This window comes from Thioclava sp. F42-5, assembly GCF_002213195.1.
Lineage (GTDB): Bacteria > Pseudomonadota > Alphaproteobacteria > Rhodobacterales > Rhodobacteraceae > Thioclava > Thioclava nitratireducens.
Map to the genome: position 1 here is coordinate 196,828 of NZ_NBNZ01000003.1, position 22,511 is coordinate 219,338.

Genomic DNA, 22,511 nt, shown 5'->3' on the forward strand with positions numbered 1-22,511 from the left:
CGGCCCGTCCCAGATCGTGTCTCTCGGCGGGCGGGCCGTTCTTGGTTGCGGTTTCGCGTTGATCATATATGGCATTTCAGGGAAGTTCACGCCATTCAAGGGGTCCTGCGTCACGATTGTGCAAGGCTCCGCCGATGGCAAGCCTTGTCCGCCCCGCCGGGATTGACAGGGCAGGAATACCGCAGGCGACGCGAGGCAGGGGGCGCAGTGGAAGGCGAAACCGGGAAAGTGGGCCATCTGACGCGCTCCGTCGTGCTCGTGGGCATGATGGGGTCTGGAAAGACCGCCGTTGGTACCGCGCTGTCCAAGATGCTCGATTCGCCGTTTCTCGACAGCGACCACGAAATCGAACGCGCCGCCCAGATGACCGTGGCCGAAATTTTCGCCCGCGATGGCGAGCCGTTCTTCCGCGCCCGCGAATCGGAAGTGCTGGAGCGGCTGCTGATGGGGCCGCCCGGCGTCATCTCCACCGGAGGCGGGGCTTTCCTGTCGGAAAAGAACCGCGAGTTGATCAACCGGCTCGGCGTCTCGGTCTGGCTGAAGGCGGATCTGGAGATCCTGTGGAATCGCGTGCGCCACAAGAACACGCGGCCCCTGCTGCGCACAGCCGACCCGAAACGGACGCTGAGCGACCTGCTCACGGCGCGCCTTCCGCATTACGAGAAGGCCCAAATCGTGGTGGAGGCCGAACCGGGCCTCTCCGTGCTGGGGATGGCGCGCAAGGTGGTGAGCCATCTGCGCGAGGTGGACGGATTGATCGAAGAGGTGAAAGATGCGTGAGATCGTGCCGGTCGAGCTGGGCGAGCGTTCCTACGAGGTGCGCATCGGCACCGGGCTCTTGGAAAACGCAGGCACCGAGATCGCACCCTTGCTGCGCCGTCCGCGCGTGGCCGTCGTCGCCGATCAGACGGTGGCCGATCTGCATCTCGCAACCCTGCGCCGCGGTCTTGGCGATATCGAGATGGTCTCGCTGACCCTGCCGCCGGGCGAGGGTACGAAGAGCTGGCCGCAATTCACCCGCACCGTCGAATGGCTGCTGGAGCAGAAGGTCGAGCGCAAGGATATCGTCATCTCTTTGGGCGGCGGCGTGATCGGCGATCTGGTGGGGTTTGCGGCCGCCGTGCTGCGCCGGGGCGTGCGCTTCGTGCAAATCCCGACTTCGCTTCTTGCGCAGGTCGACAGCTCCGTGGGCGGCAAGACCGGGATCAACGCGCCGCAGGGCAAGAACCTGATCGGCGCCTTCCATCAGCCCTCGCTGGTGCTGGCCGATCTCGACGTGCTCGGCACGCTCGAGCCGCGTGATTTCCTCGCGGGCTATGGCGAGGTGGTGAAATACGGCCTTCTGGGCGATGCGGATTTCTTCGACTGGCTCGAGGCCAACGCCCCCGCGATGGCGGCGGGCGACATGGAAAAGCGGCTGCACGCTGTGAAACGCTCGGTCGAGATGAAAGCCGAGATCGTGGCGCGCGACGAGACGGAGGAGGGCGATCGCGCACTCCTCAACCTTGGTCACACGTTCTGCCACGCGCTGGAGGCCGCGACAGGCTATTCCGACCGCCTCCTGCATGGCGAGGGCGTGGCGATCGGCTGCGCGATGGCGTTCGAGCTCAGCCAGCGCCTCGGCCTGTGTTCGCAAGAGGCCCCGAGCCGCGTGCGTGCGCATCTGCGCGACATGGGGATGAAGACCGATCTGGCCGATATCGAAGGCGATTTGCCGGGGCGCGACGCGCTGATCGACCTGATGGCGCAGGACAAGAAAGTGCTCGATGGCAAGCTGCGCTTCATTCTCGCGCGCGGCATCGGGGAGGCTTTCGTGACGTCGGATGTGCCGCGCGACGTGCTGGCAGGCGTGCTCGACGACGCGCTCGCCGCGCGGTAAGCCGATTTCCCAGTTGCGAGCCGCGCGCTCCTTCTTTATACGCCGCTTCAGGCACCCATAGCTCAGCTGGATAGAGCGCTGCCCTCCGAAGGCAGAGGCCGAAGGTTCGAATCCTTCTGGGTGCGCCATTTCCCCCAGTTTCCGGAATTTCAGCGCCTTGGGGGCGGCATAGACGCTATCGAGACGGCCCCGAGACAGACCCGATGAGAGATGCGATGACGACAGATGACGCCCTGATCCGCGCAGCGAAGCTCTCGGTCGCGCCGATGATGGACTGGACCGACCGCCATTGCCGCTACTTCCACCGTCAGATCAGCCGCAATGCGCTGCTATACACCGAGATGGTGACCGCACCCGCAGTGATTCACGGCGACCGGGAGCGGCTGCTGGGGTTCGAAGATGCCGAGCATCCGGTGGCGCTGCAGCTGGGTGGCTCGGATGCCAAGGAACTGGCCGAGGCGGCGCAGGTCGGTGCGGATTTCGGATACGACGAGATTAACCTCAACTGTGGATGCCCGTCGGATCGCGTGCAATCCGGGGCCTTCGGCGCTGTCTTGATGAAGACGCCCGATCTGGTGGCGGAGTGCTGCGCTGCGATGATCGCCGCGCAACCGGTAGAAGTCACAGTGAAATGCCGCATCGGGGTGGATGACCAAGACCCGCAGGAAGTGCTGCCGGAATTCATCGAGAAAGTTGCCGCCGCAGGCGTGACCCGGATCACGATCCATGCGCGCAAAGCGTGGCTGCAAGGCCTTTCGCCCAAGGACAACCGTGAGATCCCGCCGCTCGATTACCCGCTCGTCCACGCGATGAAAGCGGCCTATCCGCAGCTTCACCTGTCGATCAATGGCGGTATCAAAGATCTCTTCGCGGCCGAGGAGGAACTCGCGCAAGGGCTCGACGGGGTGATGGTGGGCCGCGCGGCCTATCACCAGCCGATGGAGGTGCTCGGCGCCGCCGATCGGCGCCTCTGGGGGCAGGGCGAGGCGCGCGATCCGTTCGATGTGGCGCGGGCGATGATCCCCTATATCGCGCGCCATCTCGAGCGCGGCGGCAGGCTGCACCAGATCACCCGCCACATGCTGGGCCTGTTCCACGGCAAGCCCGGCGCGCGGCGCTTCCGGCAGATTCTGTCGGAAGGCGCGACCCGCGACGGTGCCGGGGTTGAACTTTTCGAGAGTGCGTTGTCAGCGGTACGTGAACGGGTTAACTGAGCGGAACCCAAGGAGATTTCCCGACATGCCCGATTTCGCCACGCTCGCGCCGCTCGTCCTGATCCTGATGGCAGTGGGGGCGTTCGCAGGCGTTCTGGCGGGGCTTCTGGGCGTCGGCGGCGGGATCGTCCTCGTGCCCGCGTTCTTCTATCTTTTCAGCGGGTTGGGCTACGGGTCGAGCGATCTTATGCAAGTCTGCGTCGCAACCTCTCTGGCCACGATCATCGTGACCTCGATCCGCTCGGTCATGGCCCATAACCGCAAGGGCGCGGTCGACTGGGACATCCTCAAGCAATGGGTCGTCCCAATCGCCATCGGTGCGATCATCGGGGTGCTGGTGGTGCATCAACTGCGCTCTTCGACCATGCAGATCATCTTCGCGGTCATGGTGCTGCTGATCGCCTGCTACATGATGTTCGGCAAATCGAGCTGGCGGATTTCGGACGGGCTGCCGGGTGGCATCTTCCGCGCGTGGTTCGGCCCGCTGATGGGCTTCCTGTCGGTGCTTCTGGGCATCGGGGGCGGGTCGATCGGTACGCCGATGCAGACGCTGCATGGCATTCCGATCCACCGCGCGGTCGCAACCTCGGCAGGCTTCGGCGTGACCATCGCGCTGCCCTCGGCGATCGGCTTCCTGCTGACCCCGGTCCCCGACGCGCCGCCTTACTCGATCGGCGCGGTCAACATCCCCGCCTTCCTGATCGTCATCGCGATGACCACGCTCACCGCCCCCTTGGGCGCAGCGCTGGCGCATAAGCTCGATCCCAGGAAGCTCAAGCGTGTCTTCGCGGGTTTTCTTATGCTCGTCGCGCTGAACATGCTGCGAAAAGCGTTCCTCTAAGTCTCTTCGGGCTTGCTGAAAATATCCCGGGGGGCGCGAATGCGCGGGGGCAGCGCCCCCCTCCGTCACTTGATCTTGCGCGCCTTAGCCTCGTTCCAGAGCGCATCCATCTCGGCTAGATCGCTCTCCTTGGGCGCTTTCCCACGCGCTTCAAGTTCGCGCTCGATATGATTGAACCGATTGGTGAATTTCAGATTGGCCGCGCGCAGGGACGCCTCCGGGTCCAGCCCCAGATGCCGCCCCAGATTGACCATCACGAACAGCAGATCGCCATACTCCTCGGCCAGTTCCTCCGGCCCCAATTCGTCGCGCGCCTCTTCCAACTCGCGCGCCTCCTCGACGATCTTGTCCAGAACCTCATCGGTCGAAGGCCAGTCGAACCCAACACGGGCCGCGCGGTTCTGCAGCTTGATCGCACGCGTCAGCGCGGGCAGGCCCAAGGCGACCCCGTCCAGAACACCGACACGCTCGGATTTGCCTGCAGCCTTGCGCTCGGCCGCCTTGATCGCTTCCCAATCGGCGGTCTGTTGTTCGGCGGATTTCTCGCGGCTCTCCGACCCGAAGACATGCGGATGGCGCGCCACCATCTTGGCGTTGATCGCGCGCAGCACGTCGGAGATGTCGAAACGCCCGTCCTCGGACGCCATCTGCGCGTGATAGACCACCTGCAGCGCGAGATCGCCCAGCTCTCCGGGCAATTCCGCCCAAGCCTTGCGCGCGATCGCATCGGCGACTTCATGGGCTTCCTCGATCGTGTAGGGCGCGATGGAGGCAAAATCCTGCTCCAGGTCCCACGGGCAGCCGGTCTCGGGATCGCGCAGGCATTCCATGATCGCGGTCAGCCGGGTGAACTGATGCGCGGCGTCTCCCGTATCATCAAAGATCAGGGCATCGTCGGGTTTGGCCATTGCAGCTTGCCTCCTGCCATGCGAATGCCTCTGGCCTAACCAGCCCGCAAGGGGAAGTCCACTATGCCCGTTCTCAACCGTATCGCCGATCTCGGCCCGCAAATGACCGAATGGCGGCACTGGCTGCATCGCCATCCCGAGCTGCGCTTCGCGCTGCACGAAACCTCGGCCTATGTCGCGGCCCGGCTGCGCGAGATCGGGGTGGACGAGATTCATGAGGGCATCGCCGAGACCGGTATCGTGGCGCTGATAAAGGGGCAGGGCGCGGGCCCGACCGTGGGCCTGCGGGCCGATATGGACGCTCTGCCGATCACCGAGGAAACCCATGCGGACTATGCCTCGGAAACCCCCGGCAAGATGCATGCCTGCGGGCATGACGGGCATACGGCGATGCTTCTGGGCGCGGCGGCCTATCTCGCCGAGACCCGAAAATTCGCCGGGACCGTCGCGCTGATCTTCCAGCCCGCCGAGGAAGACGGCGGCGGCGCCGAGGTGATGGTCGAGGACGGCGTGATGGAGCGCTTCGACATCTCGCGCGTCTACGCGATCCACAATGCGCCGGGGCTGCCTTTCGGGCATTTCTACACCACGCCCGGTCCCTATCTTGCGTCGGTCGACGAGGTCCGCGTGACGGTGACGGGGCGCGGCGGCCATGCGGCGACACCGCAGGGTTGCATCGATCCGATCCCGGCGCTCTCGGCGATGGTCTCCTCGCTGCAGACGGTGGTCGCGCGCAACGTGGGCGCGGGAGATGCGCTCGTTATCTCGGTAACGCAGATCCACGCGGGCACCGCGCTCAACATCATCCCCGAAAGCGGCTTTCTCACTGCGACGATTCGCTGCTTCGAGCCGGAAATCCGCGATCTGGCCGAGAAACGGATCCACGAGATCTGCGAAGGTATCGCGACGGCGCACGGTGTCAGCGTCGAGATCGAATACGAACGTGGCTACCCGCCCACCGTGAACGACCCTGACGAGACCGGCTTCGCCGCGGAGGTCGCAAGTGAAATCGCGGGCCCCGAGCGCGTGGTCACCGATGCTCCGCGTGAAATGGGCGCCGAGGATTTCGCCTATATGCTGGCCGCGCGGCCCGGCGCCTATCTGTTCATGGGCACCGGCGAGGGGGCGGGGCTCCACCATCCGCGCTTCGATTTCAACGACGAGGCGGCGCCGGTGGGCGCATCGCTGCTCGCACGTCTGGCCGAGCGCGCCCTGCCGCTGGCCTGACGGCCACCGGGTGCCCTTTCCCCTAGGTGCAGGTATTCCGGGGACGCTCCGCAGGAACGGGGCAGAGCCCCTCTTTCCGCGTCGAGTGTCTCCCTTTCGCGACGCGGGCCGCACACCGTTTCCGTTGCTCTTTGTCGCGACCGGGCGACGACCCGGCGCTGCGCGCCTCCTTTCGCCCCGTCAACGCGACGTGAGGACGCGCGTGCCGGGGCCGCTTCGCCTTGCCAAGCCTCAGGGCCACGGATAGGGTGCGCGCCGACAACCGGGGCGTCATGCCCCCAAGGCCCATGACAAAGGACCATAGATCATGTTCGTGACCCCCGCTTTCGCGCAGGCCGCCGGTGGCGCCAGCAACCCCGCCGCCGCGTTCGGCCAGTTCCTTCCCCTGATCCTGATCTTCGTGATCATGTATTTCCTGCTGATCCGTCCGCAGCAGAAAAAAGCCAAGGAGCACAAGGCGATGCTCGAGGCGCTGCGCCGCGGTGATCAGGTCGTGACCCAGGGCGGTATCCTCGGCAAAGTCACCCATCTCAAAGAAGACGGCGAAGTCGAAGTCGAGATCGCGCAGGGCGTGAAGGTCCGCGTTGTGAAATCGACCATCGTGCAGGTTCTCTCGCGCACCGAACCCGCCAAGACCTCCGAATAAGCCATATAAGGCCCGTCCCCCATGTTGCATATTTCGCTGTGGAAGCGCGTGCTGATCCTGATCGTCGTTGTGATCGGGCTCGTCTTTGCCGCGCCGAACATCTTTTACAACCGGGTGGAGGGGCATAACGATGCCGTTGCCGCCGCTGCGAAGGGCCAGGCCCTGACGCCCGATCAGCAGGCCGCGCGCGCGGGCTGGCCCGACTGGCTGCCCTCCGACATCGTGAACCTCGGTCTCGATCTGCGCGGCGGCGCGCAGCTTCTGGCCGAGGTCAATGTCGACGAGGTCTACAAGGCCCGCGTCGATGCGCTCTGGCCCGAGTTCCGCAAGGCGCTCGCCGCCGAACGCGGGACGCTCGGCTCGATCCGTCGGCTCAACGCCGATCCCGGCGTTCTGCGCATCCAGATCGGCAATGCCGACCAGATCGCCGAAGCCCAGAAGATCGCCGAGACGCTGAACAACCCGGTCTCGTCGCTGACCGGCGTGGGCCAGAAGACGCTCGCGATCACCACCCAGGGCAACCAGCTTATCGTCCAGCTCTCGGATGCCGAGAAAGCCGCGACCGACGACCGCACGATGCAGCAATCGCTCGAGATCGTGCGCCGCCGGATCGACGCCGCTGGCACCCGTGAACCGACGATCGTGCGCGAAGGCTCCGACCGCATCCTGATCCAGGTGCCGGGCGCGAGCTCCGCGCAGGAGATCAAGCAGCTGATCGGCACCACGGCGAAACTGACCTTCAACTCGGTGATCGGCACCAGCTCGAACCCGAATGAAGCCGTGGGCTCGGATCAGGAAATCCTGCCCTCGGCCGACCAGAAGGGCCTCTATTACATCCTCGACAGTGTTCCGGTCGTGACCGGTGAGGACCTGACGGACGCGCGCCCCGATACCGATCAGAACGGCTATCCGGCGGTGGCCTTCCGCTTCAACGCGAGCGCGGCGCGCACCTTCGGCGATTACACGCAGAACAATATCGGCAAGCCCTTCGCCATCGTGCTCGACAAGAAGGTGATCTCGGCCCCGACGATCCAATCGCATATCGCGGGCGGCTCGGGCATCATCACCGGCCGCTTCACGGTGAAAGAGGCGACCGATCTCGCGCTGTTGCTGCGCGCCGGCGCGCTGCCTGCTTCGATGAATTTCCTCGAAGAGCGGACCATCGGCCCGGAACTCGGCGCGGATTCGATCGCCGCGGGCAAGATGGCGGCGGCCGTGGGCGCGGTGCTCGTGGTGGTCTTCATGATCGCCTCCTACGGCACGTTCGGCGTCTTCGCCTCGCTGGCGCTGGGGATCAACATCGCGCTGATCTTCGCGATCATGTCGGCAATCGGCGGCACGTTGACGCTGCCCGGTATCGCTGGGATCGTGCTGACAATGGGGACCGCGGTCGATGCCAACGTGCTCGTGTTCGAACGTATCCGCGAGGAGCTGCGCAATCAGCAAAAGGCGAAAGCCGCCAGAGCGATCGAACTGGGTTACGAGCGCGCGATGTCGGCGATCATCGACGCCAACGTGACCACCTTCCTCACCGCGGTGATCCTCTTCGTGCTGGGCGCGGGCCCGGTGCGGGGCTTCGCCGTCACCTTCCTGATCGGGATTATCACCTCGGTCTTCACCGCGATCTGGGTGACGCGGCTGTTCGTGAGCCTCTGGTTCGCGCGCCGTCGTCCCCGCGAACTGGTTCTTTAAGGGAGATCGAGACATGGCATTCCGTCTGAAACTGGTTCCCGAAAAGACCAACTTCGACTTCTTCAAGCATCAGGTCGCGACCTTCGGCTTCTCCGTCGTCATGGTGCTGGCCTCGATCGTGCTCGTGCTGACCATGGGGCTGAACCTCGGCATCGACTTCCGAGGTGGGACCACGATCCGTACCGAGGCCGACCAGACCGAACCGGTCGACATCGGCGCCTATCGCTCGGCCATCGCGCCGCTCGGTCTGGGCGACGTGCTGATCACGCAGGTCTATGACCCCAACTTCCGCGCAGATCAGAAGGTCGTCACGATCCGCATCCAGGCGCAGGACGGGCAGGAGGCGATCAGCCCCGAGACCCAGGCCAAGGTGCTGGACTCGCTCAAAACGGTGAACAAGGACATCAAGATCGTCGCGACCGAGTCGATCGGCCCGAAAGTCTCGGGCGAGCTGATCTGGACCGCGATCTGGTCGGTTCTGGCCGCGGTCGCCGCGATCCTCGTCTATATCTGGCTGCGGTTCGAGTGGCAGTTCTCGGTCGGCGCCGTCGCGGCGCTGATCCACGACGTGACCGTTACCGTGGGCATATTCGCGCTGTTCCAGATCAAGTTCGACCTGTCGATCATCGCGGCGCTGCTGACGATCCTCGGCTACTCGATCAACGATACCGTCGTCGTCTTCGACCGTCTTCGCGAGAACCTCGTGAAATACAAGAAGATGCCGCTGCGCGAGGTGATGAACCTCTCGGTCAACGAGACGCTGTCGCGCACCGTGATGACCTCGGGCACCACGCTGCTGGCGCTGATTTCGCTGCTCGTTCTGGGCGGCGACGTGATCCGCAACTTCGTCTTCGCGATGACATGGGGCGTGATCGTGGGTACCTATTCCTCGGTCTATGTCGCAAAGAACATCGTCCTGTTCATCGGGCTGGACCGCAACAAGGAGAAGAAGGACCCCTCGGAGAAGTTCTTCGACAAAACGGATGTCGCTACTGACTGAAGCCAATTTCGGGGCCTCGCTGCCGATCGACGGTTACGGGCCGGGATTTTTCCGCGTCGCCGGAGAGGTCACGCGAGGCTCGATCTGGGTCTCGGGAGAGGAGATGGGCAGCTGGGGCGGTCTGGACGACCGCGCGCCGCTGCTCGCGCTCGCAGGAAAGCTCGACGTGCTGTTCATCGGCACCGGCGATGAGATCGCCCATCTGCCGAAGGACCTCGTGGCCGAGCTGGAGGCCGAGGGGCTGATGTGCGAGGGCATGGCCACGCCGTCGGCGGCGCGTACCTATAACGTGCTGCTGTCCGAAGGCCGCCGCGTCGGCTGCGCGCTGATCGCGATGCCGGAAAAACCCGACGCCTCCGAGACGCCTGAATGAGCATGCTGTCGGTCGACGGGCTCGCAGTGTCGCGCGGGGGGCTTCCGGTGCTGGAAGACCTGAGCTTCACGCTCGACGCCGGTCATGCGCTAGTGTTGCGCGGTCCCAACGGGGTCGGCAAGACGACGCTCCTGCGCACCTTGGCGGGGCTGCAACCGGCTCTGGCGGGGACAGTCTCGGTGCCGCCGGAAAGCATGGCCTATGCCGCCCATTCCGACGGGCTGAAATCGACGCTGACCGTGCGCGAGAACCTCGGCTTCTGGGCGTCGGTCTATGCGACCCGCGATATCGAGCCGGCACTGGCGCGGATGAACCTCAAAAGCCTCGAGACACGGCCTGCGCATAGCTTGTCGGCGGGGCAGAAACGCCGCCTCGGGCTTGCGCGTCTTCTGGTGACCGGGCGCCCGATCTGGGTGCTGGATGAGCCGACCGTCTCGCTCGACACGGCCTCCGTCGCGCTGTTCGCCGAGGCCGTGCGCGGCCATCTCGCGGGCGGCGGAGCGGCGCTGATCGCGACCCATATCGATCTTGGGCTGGACGAGGCGAAGGTCCTCGACCTGACGCCCTTCAAGGCCAAGATGCCGGAAGAGGGCGGGATGCAGGGTGCCTTCGACGAGGCCTTCCTGTGACGTACCGCGGCGCGGTCTGCGCGGTCGGGAGCCTCCGGCGGGGATATTTGGACCAAGGCGAAAGCAGCTGCGCCCAGTCTCGGCTTGGCGAAAACATTCCGGGGGGTGAGCGGCGCAGCCGCGAGGGGGGCAGCGCCCCCATGGCTCCCGAAGGAGGCCGGGCATGATTGCGCTTCTTATGCGAGACCTGCGCCTCGCGGTACGCGCAGGTGGCGGCTTCGGGCTCGGGCTCGCGTTTTTCCTGATCGTGGTGACGCTGGTGCCTTTCGGCGTCGGCCCCGAGGGGAAAATCCTCGCGCGGATCGCGCCGGGGATCCTGTGGGTCGGAGCGCTTCTGGCTTGCCTGCTCTCGCTCGACCGGATCTTCGCGCTCGATTACGAGGATGGCTCGCTCGATCTGCTGGTCACCGCGCCTGTGCCGCTGGAAGGGGTGGTCTCTATCAAGGCGCTCGCGCATTGGATCACGACCGGGCTTCCGCTGGTCGTCGCGGCGCCGATCTTCGGGATCTTGCTGCATCTGCCGCAAGGGGCGCATGTCTGGATGGTGGTTTCGCTTCTTCTGGGCACGCCCGCGCTTTCGGTTCTGGGCACGTTCGGGGCCGCGCTGACCGTCGGGCTGAAGCGCGGAGGACTTTTGTTGTCGCTGCTGGTCTTGCCATTCTACGTGCCGACCCTCATCTTCGGGGCGGAGCTCGTGCGCCGTGGCGCCGAGGGGATGAACACCGAGACACCGCTTCTGATGCTCGCCGGGATCACGGCGGCGACGATCGCGCTCGTGCCCTTCGCCTCGGCCGCCGCGATCCGCGTCAATCTGCGCTAGGGCTTCCCGCGCGCATCCCATGATAGGAAGAGCCAACCTGGCCAGAAGGTGAGCAGAACAACAAGATGTCGATCTGGGAATACGCCAACCCCGTCAAATTCATGAAGACCACGGACAAGGTCCTGCCCTGGACGGTGGGAATTGCCGCGATCACGCTGATCGTCGGGCTGGTCTGGGGCTATTTCTTCGTCCCGGCCGCCGAGAATTTCGGCGGCTCGGTGAAGGTGATCTATGTCCATGTTCCCGCCGCGATGATGGCGATCAACATCTGGGTGATGATGGTCGTGACCTCGCTGATCTGGCTGATCCGGCGCCACCATGTCTCGGCGCTCGCCGCCAAGGCCGCGGCGCCCATCGGCGCGGTGATGACGCTGATTGCGCTGATCACCGGCGCGGTCTGGGGCCAGCCGATGTGGGGTACCTGGTGGGAATGGGATCCGCGCCTGACGTCGTTCCTGATCCTGTTCCTGTTCTATCTCGGCTATATCGCGCTCTGGGCCGCGGTCGAGAACCCCGATACGGCCGCCGATCTGACCGGCGTGCTCAGCCTCGTCGGCGGGGTCTTCGCGGTGCTTTCGCGCTATGCGGCGAATTTCTGGAACCAGGGGCTGCATCAGGGGGCGACGCTCTCGATGGATTCCGAGCAGCACATCGCGGATGTCTACTGGTTCCCGCTGCTTCTCTGCATGGCCGGGTTCATCTTTTTCTTCCTCGCGCTGGTGCTGATCCGCACCCGCACCGAGGTCCGCGCGCGCCGTCTGGGCGCCATCCAGCAACGTGAGCGCATGGCATGAGTGATACGACCGAACAAGGCGGCACCGTCACCGAGGGCGGCGTCGTCCTCGTGGACCCGTCCACCAAATCCTACACCTACACCGTCAATATCGCCTGGGCCTCGACGGTCGTGCTTCTGGTGCTGATCGTCGTCGTCTCGCTGATGCGGGGCGCGAAGGTGAAACGTCAACTGGCCGAGGCCGAGGCCCGCCGGAAAGGGGGCGCACATGGTTAAGCCGCTGATGCTATTGCCGCCGCTGATCTTCGCGGGGCTCGCGGGCGTGTTCATCTGGGGGATGACGCGCGAAGACCCGACGCAGCTTCCCACTGCCTTTGCGGGCAAACCGGCGCCGTCGGTGCAGCTGGAGCCTCTGGGCGATTTCAAACCCTTCACCGATGCCGATCTGAAGGACGGCAAGATCAAGCTGGTGAATTTCTGGGCCTCGTGGTGCGCGCCCTGCCGGGTGGAGCATCCCAACCTCGAAGCGCTCTCGGACGAAGGCATTCCGATCTATGGGGTCAACTACAAGGACAAGCCCGCCAAGGCGCAGGGTTTCCTCAGCGAGATGGGCAACCCCTTCGCCGAACTCGGGGCCGATCCGAAAGGGAAGATGGCGCTGAACTGGGGCGTCTACGGCGTGCCAGAGACCTTCGTGATCGATGGCGCGGGCAAGGTGCTCTATCGCTTTGCCGGACCGCTGACAGAGCGCGTGATCGCCTCGGATCTGCGCCCGCTTCTGGATGGCGAAACCGCCGCGAAATAAAGGGCAGGGCGCAGGCGCGCTTCTCTGACATCGGACAGCTTCAAAAGCAAAGGCCCCCGAACCGGGGGCCTTTCTTGTTTCTGGCTTAGAACGGGATCTCGTCGTCGAAATCCGAGCGGCCACCGCCGCCGCCGCCGCCCGAGGACGGGCCGCCATAGCCGCCGCCGTCATCGTAGCCGCCGCCACCCGAGGACGGGCCGCCGTAGCCACCGCCACCGCCGCCCTGACCGCCGCCCGAGCCGCCAGGCCCGTCGAGCATGGTCAGTTCCGAGCGATAGGGGCGCAGCACGACCTCGGTCGAGTAGCGGTCCTGACCGTTCTGGTCCTGCCATTTGCGGGTCTCGAGCTGGCCTTCGATATAGACCTTCGATCCTTTGCGCAGATATTGCTCGGCCACTTTCGCCAGCGGCTCCGAGAAGATCGCGACCGAATGCCATTCGGTGCGCTCCTTGCGCTCGCCGGTATTGCGGTCGCGCCACGTCTCGGAGGTGGCGATGCGCAGGTTGCACACCTTGCCGCCGTTCGAGAAGGTCCGCACCTCTGGGTCGCGCCCCAGATTGCCGATCAGAATGACCTTGTTGACGCTGCCTGCCATATTGCCTCCGCCTGCGATTCTAGAATTGGTCCCAAAGGGTATAGAGCAGAGCCCCGCTGGAGCCTAGGGGCGAAGCTTCGCTCAACCGTGACGGAAAGCGGCGAAATCCCGCGTGCATCTTTGGTTTGAGAGCGATTTCGGCACCGCATTTCCAACCTTGCGTCGATAGCTGGCGGTCCGGGTTTGCCCCAGGTCTGCACGAGCCGGACGGCACCCGGGGACGACCCCGCCCGATCCGGTCGAGCAAACCCATATCCCATGAGGAGATACCCCATGAAATACCTGATGCTGATCGCCGCGAGCGCTACGATTGCCGCTGCTTCCACTCTCCCCGCACTCGCCGAAGGTGGCGAAGGCGACGTGGCCCCGGCACAAGAGCAGAAGCTCGCAGCCGAGCTGAAAGATCAGGGATACCAGGTTCGCAGCATGGAAACGGATGGCGGCTATATCGAGGTTTACGCGATGAAGGACGGCAAGCGCGCCAAACTCTTCTTCGACTCGAACCTCAAGCAGGTGAAGCGTTCGGACAGCAACTGATCCGATCCTCGGGGGCGGGCCGGCACGATCGGCCCGTCCTCTTCACGCCAGTCTTTCCCGAAAGCAGCAGGAGGGCCCGATCATGGCCATCGAAGACGCGAGCTTTACCGATCTTCCGTCGCATGAAACGTCTCACGCAGAACCGCCGCCCGTTGGCGCGCATAGCGTCTGGGACCCGTTCGTCCGGGTGTTCCACTGGTCGATCGCGGGCCTCTTTACCGCCAACGCCTTCTTCACCTCGCCGAAGAATGATCTGCATCACTGGATCGGCTACACGGTCGCGGGGCTCGTGATCGCGCGCATCCTCTGGGGGGTGTTCGGGACGCGTCATGCGAAGTTCAAGGATTTCCCGCCATCGCCCACCGGCGCGCTGACGCAGCTGCGCGATATGGCGACGGGGCGGCGGCACGCGCATCTGGGCCATTCGCCACTCGGCGCGCTGATGATCTACAATCTTTTGATCACGCTTCTGGTCATCGCGGGCTCGGGTTACCTGATGACGACCGACGCCTATTGGGGCGTGAAATGGCCCAAGGAAGTGCATGAACTGGCCGTCAACTGGGCCGAGGTTTCGATCGCCGCCCATATCGCCGCCGTCGTCTTTGAGAGCCGTCGGTTGCGCGTGAACCTTGCGCGCGCGATGATCACCGGTAAGAAGGTGTTCCGCAGCAACAGAGGGTAAACGCCCATGGCGATATCGCGAGCGCGAGTCTCGGTCTGGACGAAAGAGGGCGCGTTGGTCGCCCTCATCTTATTCCAGACGGCCTGTGCCGCTCTCTTCGTGGCAGACGTGTTCAACGACATCCGCGAAGCCGGACGGTTCACGGTGGATCTCAACATGGAGCTGTTCGCCAATCTCGGCCTTATCGCGGGGATCGTCGTTGAGGCGACGGTGCTCTGGGCGCTCCTGCGCCGTCAGGCGCGCGCGGATCGCACCATCGGGGCCGCACAGGGCGCGATGGCCGAGATGATGGGCGCGCAGTTCGACCAATGGGGGCTCACGCCCGCAGAGGCCGATGTGGCGGCCTTCACCATCAAAGGATTCTCGGTCTCGGAGACCGCCTCCTTTCGCGGATCGAGCGAGGCGACGGTGAAATCCCACCTCAATTCAGTCTACCGCAAAGCAGGGGTCTCGGGTCGCTCCCAGCTTGTCTCGATCTTCGTGGAGGAGTTGTTTCACGGCCCCATCAAGGCTGATGCGAAAGCGCAACAGGCACGCGCAATCTGACGTTAGGGAAGCGAGTCGGCGGGAGATTGCCGAGGCATTCGGCGTTTTCCTTTAACTTTTTGCCGATTTCTTTATAGTTTGGCCCCGAAAATATGGACAGTGAATGGTAAGGGGCCGATGCGTAGGACGATCGGAATTCTCGGGCTTACGGCGATTGCCGCGGCAACGGTGATGACGGGCCCGATGAGCGCCCAGGCAGAGGGGCTGAGGCTTCAGGGTAACTCTTCGAAATCGCGTGCGATGCTGTTCCGAAACCAGACCAACATCCTCGACACGCGCGCAGCCCAGCAATACGAACATTCCTCGCGGCTGCGACCCGGCGGCAAGCTGACCCAGACGGCCAGTGCCGAGAGCGTTCCACGCTACAACGGCAAGTATCGCGGCCAGTATATCAACACCGCGAAATCGGTGGCCTCGCGCCACGGCATCCCGACCGACCTGTTTCTGCGGCTCGTGCAGCAGGAGAGCGGCTGGAACCCGCAGGCGCGCTCGCACAAGGGGGCGATGGGGCTGGCACAGCTGATGCCCGCGACCGCCGCGAAACTGGGCGTGAACCCGCGCGATCCGGCGCAGAACCTCGAGGGCGGCGCGCGCTACCTGAAGATGATGTATGATCGCTTCGGAAGCTGGCGGCTGGCGCTCGCGGCCTATAACGCTGGGCCGGAGGCGGTCGCGAAACATAACGGCATTCCGCCGTATCGCGAGACTCGCAACTATGTGCGGGTGATCCTCGGCGGTTGATCCATTATGCGCCCTAAATCATGAAAAGCCCCGCAAGATCATCAATCTGCGGGGCTTTCTTTATGTTTGGCTTTAAGGAAGCAGTCTAAGCGGCAGATTTTACGGAATGATCCGGGTATACTTGGTGCCCGCGAGCGTCGCGCCCGCCATCAGACCGGCCTGGCCGAAGACCAGCGCGATGATCGGCGCGGTCGAGGTCAGCGTGGAGGCCGAAATCGCGCCGCCCTGATCCGGCACCGCGTAGCGCGCATCCGCGCCCAGTTGCCAGCCATCGCCGCGGCGGAAGCTGGACAGCGCCTCGGGCGTCATAAAGAACAGGGCATGGGCATATTGCTGTGCGCCGATCTGCAGACCGAAACTCGCCGCTGCCGCCGCGTAGTAATCGACCGTCACGTTGTTGATCCGCAATGCGCCGCGCCCGAAAGCCCCACCTACGCCGAAGCCCGCCTCGGTCATCAGCGGCATCCAGAGCACGCCCACCGATTTGTTCTCGAGATCGCGGGTGCCGGGATATTTCGTCAGAAGGTAGTTCCGGGTGGCGTCGACCCGCGCGTCCAGCTTGGCACTGCCTGCGCTGCCCACGCCGTTGCCGCAGGCCGCAAGGCCGAGCCCCGCACCGCCCATCGCCAGAAGGGTCCGTCTGGAAAGTTTCGTCATGTCTGTCGCTCCGCTCGATATGCCCGATCTCGCGCCGGGCTGAATGGTCTTATTACGACCGCTTGGCACAATTAATAGACGAGGGAACCCGCTTTGTCACTTCTTCTTGAGCCAATTCACGCCGAAGTGGCAAGACCCTGCTCAGCCGTTACCGAGCAGTTTGGCGGCCTCCGGCGCGAAGTAGGTAAGCACGCCATCGCAGCCCGCACGGCGGAAGCTCATCAGGCTTTCGAGCATGACCTTCTCGTGGTCGAGCCAGCCGTTCTTAACCGCCGCCATGATCATCGCGTATTCGCCCGAGACCTGATAGGCATAGGTCGGTACGCCGAACTGCTCTTTCACGCGGTGGCAGATGTCGAGATAGGGCATCCCCGGCTTCACCATGACCATGTCTGCGCCCTCCGACAGATCACGCGCGACCAGCCGGATCGCCTCGTCGGAATTACCGGGGTTCATCTGATAGGTTTTCTTGTCGCCCTTGAGCGCACCGGTGGCGCCGACCGCGTCGCGGAATGGTCCATAGAAGCCGGAGGCATATTTCGCGGCATAGCTGAGGATCGTCACGTCCGAATGACCCGCGCCTTCGAGCGCCGAGCGCAGCGCCGTGATCCGCCCGTCCATCATGTCCGAAGGCCCGAGGATATCGGCCCCGGCTTCGGCCTGCGCGATCCCCATTTTCACAAGACATTCAACGGTTTCATCGTTGAGGATAACCCCGTCGCGCACCAGCCCGTCATGGCCGTTCGCATTGTAGGGGTCGAGCGCGATATCGGTCATGATCGCGATCTCGGGCACCTCGGCCTTGATCGCGCGGATCACCCGGTTGGTGATGTTCTCGGGGTTCCAGGCCTCTTCACAGGCCTCGGTCTTCACCGCCGGATCGGTATAGGGAAAGAGGCAGATCGCCGGGATGCCGAGCTTCGCGGCCTCTTCGGCGGCACGCACCGCGCCCTCCAGCGTGCGGCGCACGACGCCCGGCATCGAGGGCACCTCGACATCCGCGCCCGGCACGTCGGTGATGAAGATCGGCCAGATCATGTCCTTCACGCTCAACCGGTGCTCCTGCGCGAGATCGCGAAGCGCTGCAGTGCGGCGCATCCGACGCAAACGGGTGTGGGGGAAGGGCGGAAGGATCGGGTTCATCGGCTGGCTCCTCTGGCTCGGGCAAAATGGGTGCCACGGATCGATGTAACAGGCAAGCGCGGCAGATCCGCGCGGGCTTCCGCTCGGGGCTGGGCTGGTCTATGCATCGTCAGGAGGGGGCGCGACACGACGACCCGGAAGAACGAGGGCGAGGGGCTTGGAAGTTTTCGACACGATCGCGCGGCTGATCGACCTGCGCAGCTTTTCCAACCTGTGGTATTGGATCGCCTTGGCCGCAGTCTGGTCTTCGGCCTCGCATTGGGTGTTGGGCGTGCCGTGGGACATGGTGATCCGCGCGCGCCGCAAGGGAGGCGACGCGGGTCAGGATCTGGCCGCGATGACGGCGCTGAGCGCACGGCGGCTGAACCGCATCCGGCGCGATGCCGGGTTCTCGATGTCGATCACCATCCCCTTCATGTTGAGCTTTCTCATCATCACCGGGTTCATCTACGGCTCGGAGACGGCGCAGGCTTTCGCTCTGCTGCTTGTGCCGATGATGGCCGTGTTCGGCTTGAGCCTGCGACTGGCGCATAAACTCGATGCAGAGCCCACGCTTGCGCATGACCCGGCGATTGCGATCAAGGCGCTCTCGCGCCACCGGGTGAACGTGCAGGCGATCGGCGTGGTCGCGATCATCGTGAGCGCGCTCTGGGGAATGTATCAGAACCTTCTCGCCTCGATGCTGGTTTGACGCGCGAAGCAACTTGACACCGGAGACAGGCCGGATACCTCGCTTGGCTATGGAGCATTTTCTTCTCTCGGGCGCCCCGGAAGGGTTCGACGCCGCCTTGCTGGCCAAGGAACTTGCCAAGGGCAAGTCGGTCATCCATGTCGCGCGCGACGATCGCCGTCTGGCGGCCATGCGCGGGGCACTTGCGTTCTTTGCGCCCGAGGCGACGGTGCTGGACTTCCCGGCGTGGGATTGTCTGCCCTATGACCGGGTCTCGCCCAATGCCGATATCTCCGCCACGCGGATGGCGACGTTGGCCGCGCTGGCTTCGGGGATGCCCGGGCCGTTCGTTCTGTTGACGACGCTTTCGGCTGCCATGCAGCGCGTGCCCGCGCGCGAGGTTCTGGCGGGCGCGAGCTTCACCGCGCAGGTCGGCAAGCGGATCGACGAGCAGGCGTTGCGCGAATTCCTCGTCCGGATGGGCTTCTCGCAGGCCTCGACCGTGTCCGAGCCCGGCGATTACGCGATCCGCGGCGGCATCATCGACATCTTCCCGCCCGGCGAGGGCGGTCCGGTGCGGCTCGATCTGTTCGGCGATGTGCTGGACGACGCGCGTGGCTTCGACCCGGTCAGCCAGCGCACCACCGAGAAGCTGAAAGGCGTGGAGCTGGCGCCGGTCTCCGAGGTCATCCTCGACGAGGCGGCGATCACCCGTTTCCGGCAGAATTACCGGATCGAATTCGGCTCGGGCGGTGCGGAAGACCCGCTTTACGAGGCGGTTTCGGCAGGGCGCAAACAGGCGGGGATGGAGCATTGGTTGGGCTTCTTCCATGAAAAGCTCGAGACCATTTTCGACTATCTGCCCGATGCGTCGGTGATGCTCGACGACCAGATCGCGGCGCAGCAGGAAAGCCGTTGGGAAGGCATCGCGGATCAGTATGACACGCGGCGCGAAGCGATGACCCGGCGCGACCGGCTGGACTCCGTCTACAAACCCGCGCCGCCGCAGCTTTTGTATTTGAACCCAGAGAGTTGGGAGGCGGTGTTGAAACCGCTTCGCGTGCTGCGTCTGCAGGTGATCCCGGCACCGCCCGGACCCGGCATTCTCAATGCGGGTGGGCGCGTGGGGCGCAATTTCGCGCCCGAACGCAAGGTGGAAAACGTCAGCCTGTTCAGCGCGTTGAAAGACCATGTTCAAGCGCGTCTGGCCGATGGTCCCGTGGTGATCGCCTCGTGGTCCGAGGGGGCACGTGAGCGCCTGAAAGGCCTGATGGAAGACGAGGGCGTGATCGGCGCGAAGCTGATCGGATCGGCGCGCGAGATCGGACCGGGGGTGAACCTCACGGTCTGGCCGCTCGACGAAGGGTTCGAAGCCCCGCGTGACGGCGGCGAGATGACCGTGATCTCGGAACAGGACGTGCTGGGCGAACGGCTCGTCTCGAAGCCGCGGCGCAAGCGCAAGGCCGAGAACTTCCTGACCGAACACACGACGCTCTCGCCCGGCGATCTGGTCGTCCATGTCGATCACGGGGTGGGCCGTTACAAGGGGCTGGAGACGGTCACGGCCCTTGGCGCGCCGCATGAATGCGTGCTCTTGGAATATGCGGGCGGGGATCGCCTTTATCTGCCAGTCGAGAATATTGAACTGCTCAGCCGCTACGGCCATGAGGAGGGCTTGCTCGACAAGCTTGGCGGGGGCGCATGGCAGGCCAAGAAGGCCAAGCTGAAGGAACGCATCCGCCAGATCGCCGACAAGCTGATGCGGATCGCGGCAGAGCGTCACCTGCGTCACGCACCCATTCTGGAAGCGCCGCATCACGAGTGGGAAAGCTTCGCCGCGCGCTTCCCCTATACCGAGACCGACGACCAGATGAGCGCGATCGAGGATGTGGTGGACGATCTGAAATCGGGCACGCCGATGGATCGTCTCGTCGTGGGCGATGTGGGCTTCGGCAAGACCGAGGTCGCGATGCGCGCGGCCTTCGTCGCCGCGCAATCGGGCATGCAGGTCGCGGTGATCGCGCCGACGACGCTGCTTGCGCGCCAGCATTACAAGACCTTCGCCGAACGCTTCCGGGGCACCGCGCTGAATGTGAAACCGCTCAGCCGCTTCGTCTCCGCCAAGGAGGCGACGAAGACCCGCGAGGGGCTGCGCGATGGCACGGTCGATATCGTGATCGGCACCCATGCGGTTCTGGCGAAATCGGTGAAATTCGCCAATCTCGGCCTGCTGGTCATCGACGAGGAGCAGCATTTCGGCGTGCAGCACAAAGAGCGCCTGAAAGAGATGCGCTCGGAGATCCACGTCCTCACTCTGACCGCGACGCCGATCCCGCGCACGCTGCAACTCTCATTGACCGGGGTGCGCGACCTGTCGATCATCGGCACGCCGCCCGTCGACCGCCTTGCGATCCGCACCTATGTCTCCGAATTCGACACGGTCACCGTGCGCGAAGCGCTTCTGCGCGAGCATTACCGGGGCGGGCAGAGCTTCTATGTCGTGCCGCGAATTTCCGATCTTCCCGAAATCGAGGAATTTCTGCAAACCCACGTGCCGGAGGTGAAATATCTCGTGGCGCATGGTCAGATGGCCGCGGGCGAGTTGGACGACCGGATGAACGCCTTCTACGACGGCAAATACGACGTTCTTTTGGCCACGACGATCGTGGAAAGTGGTCTCGACATCCCGACCGCGAACACGATGGTAATTCATCGCGCCGACATGTTCGGCCTCAGCCAGCTTTACCAGATCCGGGGCCGGGTAGGCCGCGCGAAGACACGGGCCTATTGTTACCTGACGACGAAGCCGCGCATGCCGCTGACGCCACAAGCGCAGAAACGGCTGCGTCTGCTAGGCTCGCTCGACAGCCTCGGGGCCGGGTTCAACCTTGCGAGCCAGGACTTGGACCTGCGCGGCGCGGGCAACCTGCTGGGCGAGGAACAGTCGGGCCATATCCGCGAGGTGGGTTACGAGCTCTATCAGTCGATGCTGGAAGAGACGATCTCGAAGCTGAAATCGGGCGAATTGACCGAGACGGCGGATGGCGATTGGTCGCCGCAGATCAATCTCGGCGTGCCGGTGATGATCCCCGAGAGCTACATCCCCGATCTCGACGTGCGCCTCGGCCTCTATCGTCGCCTGTCGAGCCTGACCACCAAGGTCGAGCTGGAAGGGTTCGCCGCCGAGCTGATCGACCGCTTTGGCGAACTGCCGAAAGAGGTCAACACGCTGCTGCTGGTCGTCCGGATCAAGGCGATGTGCAAACGCGCGATGATCGCCAAGCTCGATGCCGGGCCGAAGGGCGCGACCGTCCAGTTCCACAACGACAAGTTCCCGAACCCGCAGGGGCTCGTGGAATTCCTGACCGCACAGCGCGATCTGGCCAAGGTAAAGGACAACAAGCTGGTCATTCGCCGCGACTGGAAGAACGACAAGGACAAGATCAAGGGCGCCTTCGCGATCGCCCGCGACCTGGCCGAGAAGGTTATCGAGGCGAAGAAGACGAAGGCCTGAGCGGCTCCGCGCGGAACATCACCTGTCCGCGCGGCAGCATCCGGTCGTCGCGGATAAGGCGCCAGCCAGCCGCCTCCGCCATCGCGTAGAGCGCGGCGTCCGAAAGGTGATAGGGCGCGCGGGTCGCGTGGGTGACGACGCCGTCGTTCTGTCGGTGGATTGTGGCGCCTTCGGGGGCTAGGAATACCGTAAGCAGCAGGCACTCCAGTTGAGCAAAGCGCCGCAAGCCGTTGAAGCAATGTGCAATCGCGTCGCTTTCCAGATGCGGAAAGACACCGAAAGCGATGGCATGGGTGATCGTGTCCGTCACGCCATCAAAACCGAAATCCGCGTCTTCGACCAACTGCATAGGATCGAGCCGGTCGCGCGCCTCCAACTCCGCCGCATAGCCCGCAAGCATCAGTGCGCGCGAGGCATCCGTGGCCCAGTAATGGCCGGGCTCCAGATAGGGCACCGCCTTGCAGCCCAGCCGCAACGCCCCCGCACCGATATCGAGAAGGACATGATCGGGCCGCAGCCCGTGATCCAGAAGCGCGGCCATCTGCGCGCGGCCCGTCTCGTCCCAGCGGCCGCCCACGATGTCGCGGTGGCGTCCCTTGGCGAGCGCCTCATCATAGAACCCGGGGCGGGCATAGGGCGACGACATCGGTGAGGCTCCG

At 64.4% G+C, this 22,511-nt stretch carries 25 protein-coding genes and 1 tRNA gene; 21 read left to right on the forward strand and 5 right to left on the reverse strand.

All coding sequences use genetic code 11. The annotated features are described in order from the left end of the window. The first annotated feature begins 207 nt into the window (after positions 1 to 207). From B6V74_RS19160 to B6V74_RS10470, 5 genes are all read left to right on the forward strand, one after another. Positions 208 to 780, forward strand: a complete 573-nt coding sequence (locus tag B6V74_RS19160) for a shikimate kinase (protein ID WP_276206153.1) — start codon at positions 208 to 210, stop codon at positions 778 to 780. Then, positions 773 to 1,879 (forward strand): 3-dehydroquinate synthase, encoded by a 1,107-nt coding sequence (gene aroB, locus B6V74_RS10455; protein ID WP_088722754.1) that lies wholly within the window; start codon positions 773 to 775, stop codon positions 1,877 to 1,879. Before B6V74_RS19160 ends, aroB begins: the two co-directional genes overlap by 8 nt. Positions 1,880 to 1,930: 51 nt before the next feature. Further along, positions 1,931 to 2,007, forward strand: a tRNA-Arg gene (locus tag B6V74_RS10460). A gap of 87 nt (positions 2,008 to 2,094) precedes the next feature. Then, positions 2,095 to 3,093, forward strand: a complete 999-nt coding sequence (gene dusA / locus B6V74_RS10465; RefSeq protein ID WP_088722755.1) for a tRNA dihydrouridine(20/20a) synthase DusA — start codon at positions 2,095 to 2,097, stop codon at positions 3,091 to 3,093. A 25-nt stretch (positions 3,094 to 3,118) separates the two neighbouring features. After that, a complete protein-coding gene (locus B6V74_RS10470; RefSeq protein ID WP_088722756.1) occupies positions 3,119 to 3,934 on the forward strand; it encodes a sulfite exporter TauE/SafE family protein in 816 nt (271 codons plus the stop codon). Between the two features lie 65 nt (positions 3,935 to 3,999). Here the strand turns inward: B6V74_RS10470 and mazG are convergent, their stop codons facing one another. Next, entirely contained in the window at positions 4,000 to 4,842 is an 843-nt protein-coding gene (gene mazG / locus B6V74_RS10475; RefSeq protein ID WP_088722757.1) for a nucleoside triphosphate pyrophosphohydrolase, read from the reverse strand. A 63-nt stretch (positions 4,843 to 4,905) separates the two neighbouring features. Between mazG and B6V74_RS10480 the strand changes: the two genes are divergently transcribed. From B6V74_RS10480 to B6V74_RS10525, 10 genes are all read left to right on the forward strand, one after another. Beyond that, positions 4,906 to 6,069, forward strand: coding sequence for a M20 aminoacylase family protein (locus B6V74_RS10480; protein ID WP_088718636.1), 1,164 nt, complete (start codon positions 4,906 to 4,908; stop codon positions 6,067 to 6,069). Positions 6,070 to 6,376: 307 nt separating this feature from the next. Then, complete coding sequence (gene yajC, locus B6V74_RS10485) at positions 6,377 to 6,715, forward strand: preprotein translocase subunit YajC (RefSeq protein ID WP_088718635.1); 339 nt, start codon at positions 6,377 to 6,379, stop codon at positions 6,713 to 6,715. Between the two features lie 21 nt (positions 6,716 to 6,736). Next, positions 6,737 to 8,407, forward strand: coding sequence for a protein translocase subunit SecD (gene secD / locus B6V74_RS10490; protein ID WP_075774768.1), 1,671 nt, complete (start codon positions 6,737 to 6,739; stop codon positions 8,405 to 8,407). 13 nt (positions 8,408 to 8,420) lie between these two features. Beyond that, entirely contained in the window at positions 8,421 to 9,407 is a 987-nt protein-coding gene (gene secF / locus B6V74_RS10495; RefSeq protein ID WP_075774769.1) for a protein translocase subunit SecF, read from the forward strand. After that, positions 9,391 to 9,780 carry an Mth938-like domain-containing protein gene (locus B6V74_RS10500; protein WP_075775103.1) on the forward strand — a complete coding sequence of 130 codons (390 nt, stop codon included), beginning with the start codon at positions 9,391 to 9,393 and terminating at the stop codon, positions 9,778 to 9,780. The genes secF and B6V74_RS10500 overlap by 17 nt, the downstream gene beginning before the upstream one ends. Continuing rightward, entirely contained in the window at positions 9,777 to 10,409 is a 633-nt protein-coding gene (gene ccmA / locus B6V74_RS10505; RefSeq protein WP_088718633.1) for a heme ABC exporter ATP-binding protein CcmA, read from the forward strand. Before B6V74_RS10500 ends, ccmA begins: the two co-directional genes overlap by 4 nt. A 163-nt stretch (positions 10,410 to 10,572) precedes the next feature. Continuing rightward, on the forward strand, positions 10,573 to 11,229 hold the full coding sequence (gene ccmB / locus B6V74_RS10510) for a heme exporter protein CcmB (RefSeq protein ID WP_075774771.1): 657 nt from the start codon (positions 10,573 to 10,575) through the stop codon (positions 11,227 to 11,229). Between the two features lie 65 nt (positions 11,230 to 11,294). Next, positions 11,295 to 12,023: a heme ABC transporter permease gene (locus tag B6V74_RS10515; RefSeq protein ID WP_075774772.1), complete on the forward strand. Its 729-nt coding sequence runs from the start codon at positions 11,295 to 11,297 to the stop codon at positions 12,021 to 12,023. Further along, positions 12,020 to 12,238: a heme exporter protein CcmD gene (gene ccmD, locus B6V74_RS10520; RefSeq protein WP_088718631.1), complete on the forward strand. Its 219-nt coding sequence runs from the start codon at positions 12,020 to 12,022 to the stop codon at positions 12,236 to 12,238. Before B6V74_RS10515 ends, ccmD begins: the two co-directional genes overlap by 4 nt. Further along, complete coding sequence (locus B6V74_RS10525; protein ID WP_088722758.1) at positions 12,231 to 12,767, forward strand: DsbE family thiol:disulfide interchange protein; 537 nt, start codon at positions 12,231 to 12,233, stop codon at positions 12,765 to 12,767. Before ccmD ends, B6V74_RS10525 begins: the two co-directional genes overlap by 8 nt. Positions 12,768 to 12,852: 85 nt before the next feature. Here B6V74_RS10525 and ssb read toward each other — a convergent pair whose 3' ends face one another. After that, positions 12,853 to 13,362: a single-stranded DNA-binding protein gene (gene ssb / locus B6V74_RS10530; protein WP_075774774.1), complete on the reverse strand. Its 510-nt coding sequence runs from the start codon at positions 13,360 to 13,362 to the stop codon at positions 12,853 to 12,855. Positions 13,363 to 13,635: 273 nt separating this feature from the next. Here ssb and B6V74_RS10535 point away from each other — a divergent pair, with 273 nt between their 5' ends. The 4 genes from B6V74_RS10535 to B6V74_RS10550 all read left to right on the forward strand — a co-directional run bounded on the left by B6V74_RS10535 (position 13,636) and on the right by B6V74_RS10550 (position 15,868). After that, positions 13,636 to 13,899, forward strand: coding sequence for a PepSY domain-containing protein (locus tag B6V74_RS10535; protein ID WP_075774775.1), 264 nt, complete (start codon positions 13,636 to 13,638; stop codon positions 13,897 to 13,899). A gap of 82 nt (positions 13,900 to 13,981) precedes the next feature. Beyond that, positions 13,982 to 14,581, forward strand: coding sequence for a cytochrome b/b6 domain-containing protein (locus tag B6V74_RS10540; protein WP_077701218.1), 600 nt, complete (start codon positions 13,982 to 13,984; stop codon positions 14,579 to 14,581). 6 nt (positions 14,582 to 14,587) lie between these two features. After that, positions 14,588 to 15,127: a helix-turn-helix transcriptional regulator gene (locus B6V74_RS10545; protein ID WP_075774776.1), complete on the forward strand. Its 540-nt coding sequence runs from the start codon at positions 14,588 to 14,590 to the stop codon at positions 15,125 to 15,127. Between the two features lie 117 nt (positions 15,128 to 15,244). Next, a complete protein-coding gene (locus tag B6V74_RS10550) occupies positions 15,245 to 15,868 on the forward strand; it encodes a lytic transglycosylase domain-containing protein (RefSeq protein ID WP_088722759.1) in 624 nt (207 codons plus the stop codon). A 99-nt stretch (positions 15,869 to 15,967) separates the two neighbouring features. Here the strand turns inward: B6V74_RS10550 and B6V74_RS10555 are convergent, their stop codons facing one another. Both B6V74_RS10555 and hemB read right to left on the reverse strand, forming a co-directional pair. Continuing rightward, positions 15,968 to 16,525, reverse strand: a complete 558-nt coding sequence (locus tag B6V74_RS10555) for a YSC84-related protein (protein ID WP_075774778.1) — start codon at positions 16,523 to 16,525, stop codon at positions 15,968 to 15,970. 141 nt (positions 16,526 to 16,666) lie between these two features. Continuing rightward, on the reverse strand, positions 16,667 to 17,668 hold the full coding sequence (gene hemB, locus B6V74_RS10560) for a porphobilinogen synthase (RefSeq protein WP_088722760.1): 1,002 nt from the start codon (positions 17,666 to 17,668) through the stop codon (positions 16,667 to 16,669). 157 nt (positions 17,669 to 17,825) lie between these two features. Between hemB and B6V74_RS10565 the strand changes: the two genes are divergently transcribed. Both B6V74_RS10565 and mfd read left to right on the forward strand, forming a co-directional pair. Beyond that, positions 17,826 to 18,359, forward strand: a complete 534-nt coding sequence (locus tag B6V74_RS10565; RefSeq protein WP_075774780.1) for a hypothetical protein — start codon at positions 17,826 to 17,828, stop codon at positions 18,357 to 18,359. Between the two features lie 49 nt (positions 18,360 to 18,408). Further along, positions 18,409 to 21,852, forward strand: a complete 3,444-nt coding sequence (mfd, locus tag B6V74_RS10570; RefSeq protein WP_088722761.1) for a transcription-repair coupling factor — start codon at positions 18,409 to 18,411, stop codon at positions 21,850 to 21,852. Here mfd and B6V74_RS10575 read toward each other — a convergent pair. Further along, on the reverse strand, positions 21,824 to 22,498 hold the full coding sequence (locus B6V74_RS10575) for a class I SAM-dependent methyltransferase (RefSeq protein WP_088722762.1): 675 nt from the start codon (positions 22,496 to 22,498) through the stop codon (positions 21,824 to 21,826). The two genes, mfd and B6V74_RS10575, sit on opposite strands and share 29 nt — an antisense overlap. Positions 22,499 to 22,511 lie beyond the last annotated feature (13 nt).

Bases quoted from the DNA above. Each gene is read 5' to 3' on its own strand.
- B6V74_RS10540 (WP_077701218.1), top strand. From the start codon at position 13,982: ATGGCCATCGAAGACGCGAGCTTTACCGATCTTCCGTCGCATGAAACG.
- B6V74_RS10545 (WP_075774776.1), top strand. From the start codon at position 14,588: ATGGCGATATCGCGAGCGCGAGTCTCGGTCTGGACGAAAGAGGGCGCG.
- B6V74_RS10515 (WP_075774772.1), top strand. From the start codon at position 11,295: ATGTCGATCTGGGAATACGCCAACCCCGTCAAATTCATGAAGACCACG.
- B6V74_RS10470 (WP_088722756.1), top strand. From the start codon at position 3,119: ATGCCCGATTTCGCCACGCTCGCGCCGCTCGTCCTGATCCTGATGGCA.
- ccmA (WP_088718633.1), top strand. From the start codon at position 9,777: ATGAGCATGCTGTCGGTCGACGGGCTCGCAGTGTCGCGCGGGGGGCTT.
- B6V74_RS10480 (WP_088718636.1), top strand. From the start codon at position 4,906: ATGCCCGTTCTCAACCGTATCGCCGATCTCGGCCCGCAAATGACCGAA.
- secD (WP_075774768.1), top strand. From the start codon at position 6,737: ATGTTGCATATTTCGCTGTGGAAGCGCGTGCTGATCCTGATCGTCGTT.
- ccmB (WP_075774771.1), top strand. From the start codon at position 10,573: ATGATTGCGCTTCTTATGCGAGACCTGCGCCTCGCGGTACGCGCAGGT.
- B6V74_RS10535 (WP_075774775.1), top strand. From the start codon at position 13,636: ATGAAATACCTGATGCTGATCGCCGCGAGCGCTACGATTGCCGCTGCT.
- ccmD (WP_088718631.1), top strand. From the start codon at position 12,020: ATGAGTGATACGACCGAACAAGGCGGCACCGTCACCGAGGGCGGCGTC.
- mfd (WP_088722761.1), top strand. From the start codon at position 18,409: ATGGAGCATTTTCTTCTCTCGGGCGCCCCGGAAGGGTTCGACGCCGCC.
- B6V74_RS10525 (WP_088722758.1), top strand. From the start codon at position 12,231: ATGGTTAAGCCGCTGATGCTATTGCCGCCGCTGATCTTCGCGGGGCTC.
- ssb (WP_075774774.1), bottom strand. From the start codon at position 13,362: ATGGCAGGCAGCGTCAACAAGGTCATTCTGATCGGCAATCTGGGGCGC.
- aroB (WP_088722754.1), top strand. From the start codon at position 773: ATGCGTGAGATCGTGCCGGTCGAGCTGGGCGAGCGTTCCTACGAGGTG.
- B6V74_RS10555 (WP_075774778.1), bottom strand. From the start codon at position 16,525: ATGACGAAACTTTCCAGACGGACCCTTCTGGCGATGGGCGGTGCGGGG.
- B6V74_RS10575 (WP_088722762.1), bottom strand. From the start codon at position 22,498: ATGTCGTCGCCCTATGCCCGCCCCGGGTTCTATGATGAGGCGCTCGCC.
- yajC (WP_088718635.1), top strand. From the start codon at position 6,377: ATGTTCGTGACCCCCGCTTTCGCGCAGGCCGCCGGTGGCGCCAGCAAC.
- mazG (WP_088722757.1), bottom strand. From the start codon at position 4,842: ATGGCCAAACCCGACGATGCCCTGATCTTTGATGATACGGGAGACGCC.
- secF (WP_075774769.1), top strand. From the start codon at position 8,421: ATGGCATTCCGTCTGAAACTGGTTCCCGAAAAGACCAACTTCGACTTC.
- B6V74_RS10550 (WP_088722759.1), top strand. From the start codon at position 15,245: ATGCGTAGGACGATCGGAATTCTCGGGCTTACGGCGATTGCCGCGGCA.
- hemB (WP_088722760.1), bottom strand. From the start codon at position 17,668: ATGAACCCGATCCTTCCGCCCTTCCCCCACACCCGTTTGCGTCGGATG.
- B6V74_RS10500 (WP_075775103.1), top strand. From the start codon at position 9,391: ATGTCGCTACTGACTGAAGCCAATTTCGGGGCCTCGCTGCCGATCGAC.
- dusA (WP_088722755.1), top strand. From the start codon at position 2,095: ATGACGACAGATGACGCCCTGATCCGCGCAGCGAAGCTCTCGGTCGCG.